Origin of the sequence: Allobosea sp. Tri-44, assembly GCF_004123845.1 — a bacterium.
Taxonomy (GTDB): domain Bacteria; phylum Pseudomonadota; class Alphaproteobacteria; order Rhizobiales; family Beijerinckiaceae; genus Allobosea.
Genome location: NZ_NBDP01000011.1, coordinates 1 through 6,156 on the forward strand (window position 1 = coordinate 1; position 6,156 = coordinate 6,156).

The window sequence follows — 6,156 nt, forward strand, 5'->3', positions numbered from 1 at the left end:
CCGGGGTGACTGGGGTTCAGCCGGGTGCTCTTCCGACCCCGAGGCCGAGGGCGCGCTGGGGCGCGTCGCGATCCTGACCGGCAATGGCGGGCTCTTCCTCGATTTCGAGATGGAGCGCGGCGCCGACGGCGCCAACACCGGCTACGCCTTCCCGGAACTGCTGATCGACGTGGTCAAGGCCAGCAAGGCCGGCCGTCGCGACGACGCGAACGACATCTTCGACGCGCATCTGCCGCTGCTGCGCTATGAGCAGCAGCAGGGCGTCGGCCTCGCCGTGCGCAAATATGTGATGATGAAGCGCGGCATCCTCGCCAGCGACGCGCAGCGCAAGCCGGGTCCCGGCCTGACCGCCGCCGCCAAGGCCGAGGTCGACTACCTGCTCGGTCGCCTGGCGAAGCACGATGCGCGCGCGAGAATTTGAAGGACTTACAGCGCTCCACAAGCCGACATGGGAGGGGGCCGGCAAGCGCACATTGCCAAGTCGGTGTACCAGTGCCTGCAAGCGTCGCCAGAAATCTCCCGGGCCATGAAAATCCGGCTCGGCCGAAGCGAGCATGGGCTCCCGCTGCCTGAGCTCTAGCAGGCGCTTTGACTGTCGTCTCGTCACGCTAGCCCTCTTGCCGGTCGAGGAGAGAATTCGAAGTTCCAGTTCGAAACGGCGACCAGAACTTGGCGGGTGACCTGAGGTCGGACTGCATAGCAACAGAGCCGGAGATTCTTTGGACAGTATCGCCTTCATCGGAGCAACAGGGCGAATCGAAACCGGCACCGGCGGCGCATTGGCAACCCGCGGCAGAGGCTCGCTGGCCTGGGGCGTCATGTGGAGGTCGCCGCCCGGCGTCAGCCGGCGAGCCCCAGAGCCTGTAGTGCAGCAAACGGCCTGCGAGATGCACTTCGGCATCAGACGGCCAGGGCGGTCAGCAATCTCGCGCGGTCCTGCGGGTCTTCGGCCTCCCCGCTGAGCACGATCCGTCCACGTTCGATGACGACGAAGCGGTCGGTCACCGACAGCGCCTCATGCACGTTCTGCTCGACGAGGAGCACGATGCAGCCGCGCTCGCGCAATTCGCGCACGATGGCGAAGACCTCGGCGACGATCATCGGCGCCAGCCCCTCGCTGGGCACGTCGACCAGCACGAGCCTGGGCTCGCCGACCAGGACGCGCGCCATGGCGAGCATATGCTGCTCGCCGCCCGACAATGTCGTCCCGAGCTGGCGACGCCGCTCGCCAAGCCGAGGAAAGCGGTCATAGATCTGGTCGATGGCGGCGCGCTCCGCCTTGGCTGCGCGGCCCCGCACCTGCAACAGGCCGAGCTGCAGGTTCTCCTCGACGGTGAGGCCGGGGAAGATGCGCCTGTCTTCCGGCACCAGGCCGACGCCGGAGAGGCAGATCCGATCGGTCGCGAGCCCGTTCAGGGATTGCCCGCCAAGCGTGATCGCGCCCTCACTCGGCCTGACCCAGGCGGCGATCGTCTTGAGCAGCGTCGTCTTGCCGACGCCGTTGCGGCCGAAGATGCCAATCACCTCGCCGGGCGCCGCCGAAAAGTCGATGCCCTGGATGACATGGCTCAGGCCGTAATGGCTGTGCAGTCCGTTGATCGCGAGCATGTCAGTGATGTCCGAAATAGGCGGCCTGCACGGCCGGATCGGCCCGCACCACGGCGGGCGGCCCCTCGGCAAGCTTGCGGCCCTGATGCATGACGACGACATGGTCCGAGAGGTTCATGACGAGCCCGATATCATGCTCGATCAGGAGCACGCTGACATCGCGGCTGAGCTCGGCACGAGCTTGGCGGTATCAGCCGTGTCGGCATGGCTCATGCCCTGCGTCGGTTCGTGAGCAGCAGGATCTTGGGCTCGGACGCCAGGCAGACCGCGATCTCGAGCCGACGCTGGTCGCCATGTGAGAGATGGCCGGCGAGCTCGTCGCGCTTGTGGCCGAGCTGGAAGCGCTCGAGCATCTCGGCGGTCTTGGCGAGCGCCCGGGTCGAGCGGCCAAGCGGCAGGAAGGCGCGGGCCTTCGGCTCCAGCACCTGCGCTGCCATGCGCAGGTTCTCCGCCACCGTCAGCTCGAAGAACAGGTTGGTGATCTGGAACGAGCGCGACAGCCCGGCCGCCTTGGTGCGCGCCGGCGAGGCGCCGGTCATTCGATGCCGTCGATCAGGAGCTGGCCGGATTTCGGCTTGAGCGCGCCGCTGATCAGGTTGAACAGCGTCGACTTGCCGGCGCCGTTCGGCCCGATCACGGTGGTGATCCGGTTGCGCTGCGCACTGAAGCTGACCTTGTCTACCGCCTTCAGGCCGCCGAAGACGATGCCGAGATCGCGGGTTTCGAGGACAGGACCGGTCATGGCTTGGCACTCCCCGCTTCGAGCCGTGCCGGGGCGAAGGGCGGCGCGGTCGGCTTTTGCGCACCGGCGAGCAAGCGCTCCGCGATGCGCGGCCGGATGAAGCCGACGAGCCCCTTGGGCAGGAACATTACGCAGACCATGAAGATCAGGCCGATCACGATGAGATGGTGCTCGGTCCAGCTGCCGATGATCGACTTCAGCACGACGAGCAGCACCGAGCCGTAGATCGCGCCGATCAGCGTGCCGACGCCGCCGATGATGACCGAGATCACCGCATTGCCGGAGGTGGCGAAGAACATCAGTTCCGGCGAGACGAAGCCGCGCAGCATCGGGTAGAGCGCGCCCGAGAGCCCGGCGATCAACCCGGCCAGCACATAGGAGAACATCCGCGCCCGCCAGACCGAATAGCCGAGGAAGGGCACCCGCTTCTCATTGGCCTTGAGCGGTCAGCACCCGCCCGAATGGCGAATCGAGCAGATAGGCGGTGAGCCCGTACAGCCCCATGATGATTGCGAGCACGATCAGGAAGAAGCCGACCGGATTGCCGGCCGAGACCGAGACCGAGACCGGGCCGAAGCCGATCTCGATGACGGGAATGCCGATCATGCCGTCGGAGGCGCCGAGCTCGCGGGTGTTGTAGACGACCTTGGTGACGACCTGCGCCAGGCCGAAGGTGATCAGCGCGAAATAGACGCCGCGCACCCGGTTGGCGATCAGCCCGCCGACGATCGAGGCGACGAGAGTCGCCCCGCCCGCCGCCGCCATGGCGAGCCAGACCGAAGGCACCTTCAGCAGGGTCAGCGCCGAGACATAGGCGCCGATGCCGAAATAGAGCGCCTGACCGAGCGAGAGCGCACCGGAATAGCCGAGCAGCAGGTCGACCGCGAGCGCCAGGCCGGCGAAGATCAGCGCCTCCGTGCCGAGGCGAAGATAGAAGGTGTCGCCGCTGGCGGCGCCGATCGCGGCGAGCGCGAGCGCGGCCGCGACGAAGACCAGAGCGCGCAGATGGCTCGCGCGCATCGACAATGTCAGCCGGTCACGCATGGCCGAGCCTCCCGAACAGGCCCTGCGGGCGGAAAACGAGGAAGGCGACCATGGTCCCGAACACGATCGGATCGGTCCAGACCGGCGAGATCACCAGGCTGGCGAGCGCCTGCACCTGCGTCAGCAGCAGACCGGCGACGACCGCACCCCACATCGAGCCCATGCCGCCGACGATCACGACGGTGAAGGCGAGCTGGTGAAGTCGCGCCCCATGGTCGGGAAGACCGAATAGATCGGCGCGAGCAGGACGCCGGCCAGGCCTTCTTGGCGCGCGAGCGGCGCCGCCAGAAGGCTGCGGAGGCCGAGAAACTCCGTCTGGATGCGTTGCACGTGCGCCGCATCCAGAAGCTGTCCGCGGCCATGGGACAGCCCGTGGCGCCCGACATCAGGGAAGACGCGGCTGGCGCACCAGCGAGCGGCCTGGGTGCTGGGAGTGCCGTTGTCTGAATCTGCCAAAATCGCGGTTGAGCAAAGGGCGAGGCAAGAGGCAGAATCGGATAGATAATCTGTCCAACCCGAATGTAGTCATCTCATCTGATCAAGCACATTGAGGTGATGCGGTGGGAAGATTGGCGCCCTCGAAAACACCCTCTGGGCAATAATCAGTTTTTTGACGAGCGGCGTCACTCTGACGCTAGCAATTGTAGTTTTAAGTGTATTTGGATTGTGGGATTTTTGCTTCCATTCAGCTTTAGGGCGAATGCCTATTTCTGAAGTTTTGACGGCGATAGGCAGAGTTGAAATTGGGCATTTTGTTGCGCTTGTCATAGGAGTAGGGGTTGTTTTGTTTTTTGTCGGGGTTGGAGTATTTTCTGTATTGCTTCTCAGATTAGATCGCGTTGAGCCGCAATACGGCAGGATCTGACTGCGAGGGGCTTACCTTGGCCGACCCATTCGACCTCGAACGCTTCATCGCAGCGCAGGACGACGTCATCGCCGACGCCCTGGCGGAGTTGCACGCCGGCCAGAAACGAAGCCACTGGATGTGGTTCGTGTTCCCGCAGCTTCGCGGGCTTGGCAGCTCGCCGACCTCACATCGCTTTGGTATCGCCGATATGGCGGAAGCTCAGGCCTATAACGCGCACCCGCTGCTCTGCCGCCGGCTTTTCTCATGCACCAGCTTTGTGCTTTCGCTTGAGCGGCGGACGCTGCACTAGATTTTCGGCTCGCCCGACGACATGAAATTCGTTTCGAGCATGACACTGTTTGCGCTGGCATCCGATAATAATCAAAGCGCCTTTCAAGCCGCTTTAGCCTGCTACAATGGCGGGCAAATGGATCCGCGCACGGTCGATCTATTGTCCACCTGAACCACGCACTTGATATCGCGTTGCTTATCAACGTGGGCCCCCGCGGGCGACGAGAAACTATGGCGACGACTCCTGAAATCAGCGTCAGTGTCGAGTCTGCGGCCGAAGACGCCCCTGGCGCGAGCTCTCTGGGGTCCTAGCGTACGCCGACGAGCGTGGCCGCGATGCCTTCCACTGCGCCCCCATCGATAGCCGATACCTTGTGCCCGAGCAGGAGCTCTTGGTCCGCACGCCATACTAGAAGACGGAGGTGGAAGAGCTCCGAGCCTTGCCCTGGGCTTGGTGGGACGGTGACGAGCGTGTTTGGCGAGTGCCCTACAGATCGTTCGACGAGATGCGAAGGCGGTGGCCAACCATCGAAGCGGCTGCCTTACGCAACGAGCCCGAGGAACGACGCCGGCGCCGCGACGAGCTCAAGGCTACGCCTGGGTACGGAAAGGTGAAGGCGGTGTCCGGAGAGAAGCGTCGGCGGCGCTATCCCGCGCTAGCCGACAGGCTGCCGCCGCTCGATCGACCACTCCTGTCGCACGAAGGCGCCGTTGCCTTCACAGAGGTCACCGGCGAGCTTGTCGACCCCGATATCGCACGACACCATTACCCTTGGAGCTCAGACGCCGCTGGAGATCTCAAATGGGCCCTGTGGCGGCGACCCCTCGCACGACGAATTGGTGCGTACCTGGCCCGCCCGCCAGGCCGCAGAGGCATCTGACAAGGCGCGAGGCTGGTGGCAGGCGACGATCGAAGAGCTACGCGACGCGCGTCGGAAGGCAAAATCGTTGGAGCGAGCGCAGGCCGCGCGCCGAAAACACCCTATTCGACCCCTGAGGACGATCCGGCGCCAGGGTAGTTCTGGCAAAATCGTTTCGGATCCGTTATGATTTAGCCCTGTGGTTAGATTGCGAAATTTGAGATCCGAAATATGCCACGCCCCCCGAGCCGACCCGGTCTCGACGATGCAACGCAGCGCGAACCTTGAAACGGTCGTCGCTGACGGCCCTGCAGCCGGTCGCAGTTTTGAGCGTGGCGCGGATCGCCTGATTACCCGACGGCTATCCACTCACCGTGCTGGAACCAAAGCCATCGATCTTGATTTATGGGGATCGAGCGGAGGGCACGGCGATGGCGAGCGGCTGGGCTCCAGACGGGGCAGTTCAGGATCAGATTGACGATTTCATTACTGACGCGGTGCGACTGGCTCGCGCCAAGTTGGCAACTGGTCCCGGCGAAAAACACTGCCAGTTGTGTGGCGAGGAAATTCCTGAAGCTCGGCGCAAGGCGATGCCGAGCGCGCGCACGTGTGTCGATTGCCAATCTGGCCTCGACCGCCGCCTCATCCTCGGCGGCATCAATCGCCGCGGCAGCAAGGACAGCCAGTTGAAGTGATCCAAGCTGAAGACCCAGTCTAAAGGGGGCCCGTTTCGGGGTGCAGGAATGATGTTAGTGCGAAAAGTA

The 6,156-nt window shown here is 64.2% G+C and carries 8 protein-coding genes and 2 pseudogenes; 3 read left to right on the plus strand and 7 right to left on the minus strand.

The genetic code is table 11. The features are described 5' to 3' along the window. The coding region (locus tag B6S44_RS09330) for a dihydrodipicolinate synthase family protein (protein WP_465246098.1) at positions 1-421 on the plus strand (421 nt) is incomplete at its 5' end. 479 nt (positions 422-900) lie between these two features. Here the strand turns inward: B6S44_RS09330 and B6S44_RS09335 are convergent. The 7 genes and pseudogenes from B6S44_RS09335 to B6S44_RS29840 form a co-directional block, all read right to left on the minus strand. After that, positions 901-1,608: an ABC transporter ATP-binding protein gene (locus B6S44_RS09335; protein WP_129156644.1), complete on the minus strand. Its 708-nt coding sequence runs from the start codon at positions 1,606-1,608 to the stop codon at positions 901-903. 1 nt (position 1,609) lies between these two features. Further along, complete coding sequence (locus B6S44_RS29820) at positions 1,610-1,759, minus strand: ABC transporter ATP-binding protein C-terminal domain-containing protein (protein WP_248309520.1); 150 nt, start codon at positions 1,757-1,759, stop codon at positions 1,610-1,612. 58 nt (positions 1,760-1,817) lie between these two features. After that, a complete protein-coding gene (locus B6S44_RS30035) occupies positions 1,818-2,147 on the minus strand; it encodes an ATP-binding cassette domain-containing protein (protein ID WP_282568176.1) in 330 nt (109 codons plus the stop codon). Continuing rightward, positions 2,144-2,350, minus strand: coding sequence for an ATP-binding cassette domain-containing protein (locus B6S44_RS30040; protein ID WP_282568177.1), 207 nt, complete (start codon positions 2,348-2,350; stop codon positions 2,144-2,146). The genes B6S44_RS30035 and B6S44_RS30040 overlap by 4 nt, the downstream gene beginning before the upstream one ends. Next, a pseudogene (locus tag B6S44_RS30195) lies at positions 2,347-3,394 on the minus strand (branched-chain amino acid ABC transporter permease). Before B6S44_RS30195 ends, B6S44_RS30040 begins: the two are co-directional and overlap by 4 nt. Next, positions 3,387-3,557 (minus strand): hypothetical protein, encoded by a 171-nt coding sequence (locus B6S44_RS29835; RefSeq protein ID WP_248309523.1) that lies wholly within the window; start codon positions 3,555-3,557, stop codon positions 3,387-3,389. Before B6S44_RS29835 ends, B6S44_RS30195 begins: the two are co-directional and overlap by 8 nt. A gap of 11 nt (positions 3,558-3,568) precedes the next feature. After that, complete coding sequence (locus B6S44_RS29840) at positions 3,569-3,724, minus strand: hypothetical protein (RefSeq protein ID WP_248309524.1); 156 nt, start codon at positions 3,722-3,724, stop codon at positions 3,569-3,571. A 551-nt stretch (positions 3,725-4,275) separates the two neighbouring features. On the opposite strand from B6S44_RS29840, the pseudogene B6S44_RS09355 reads away from it, so the two are divergent. Both B6S44_RS09355 and B6S44_RS09360 read left to right on the plus strand, forming a co-directional pair. After that, positions 4,276-4,704: pseudogene (locus B6S44_RS09355) on the plus strand (DUF1810 domain-containing protein). A 1,119-nt stretch (positions 4,705-5,823) separates the two neighbouring features. Beyond that, entirely contained in the window at positions 5,824-6,087 is a 264-nt protein-coding gene (locus tag B6S44_RS09360) for a DksA/TraR family C4-type zinc finger protein (protein ID WP_129156645.1), read from the plus strand. The last annotated feature ends 69 nt before the right edge of the window (positions 6,088-6,156 follow it).

Bases quoted from the DNA above. Each gene is read 5' to 3' on its own strand.
- B6S44_RS30035 (WP_282568176.1), bottom strand. From the start codon at position 2,147: ATGACCGGCGCCTCGCCGGCGCGCACCAAGGCGGCCGGGCTGTCGCGC.
- B6S44_RS30040 (WP_282568177.1), bottom strand. From the start codon at position 2,350: ATGACCGGTCCTGTCCTCGAAACCCGCGATCTCGGCATCGTCTTCGGC.
- B6S44_RS09335 (WP_129156644.1), bottom strand. From the start codon at position 1,608: ATGCTCGCGATCAACGGACTGCACAGCCATTACGGCCTGAGCCATGTC.
- B6S44_RS09360 (WP_129156645.1), top strand. From the start codon at position 5,824: ATGGCGAGCGGCTGGGCTCCAGACGGGGCAGTTCAGGATCAGATTGAC.
- B6S44_RS29835 (WP_248309523.1), bottom strand. From the start codon at position 3,557: ATGGGCTCGATGTGGGGTGCGGTCGTCGCCGGTCTGCTGCTGACGCAG.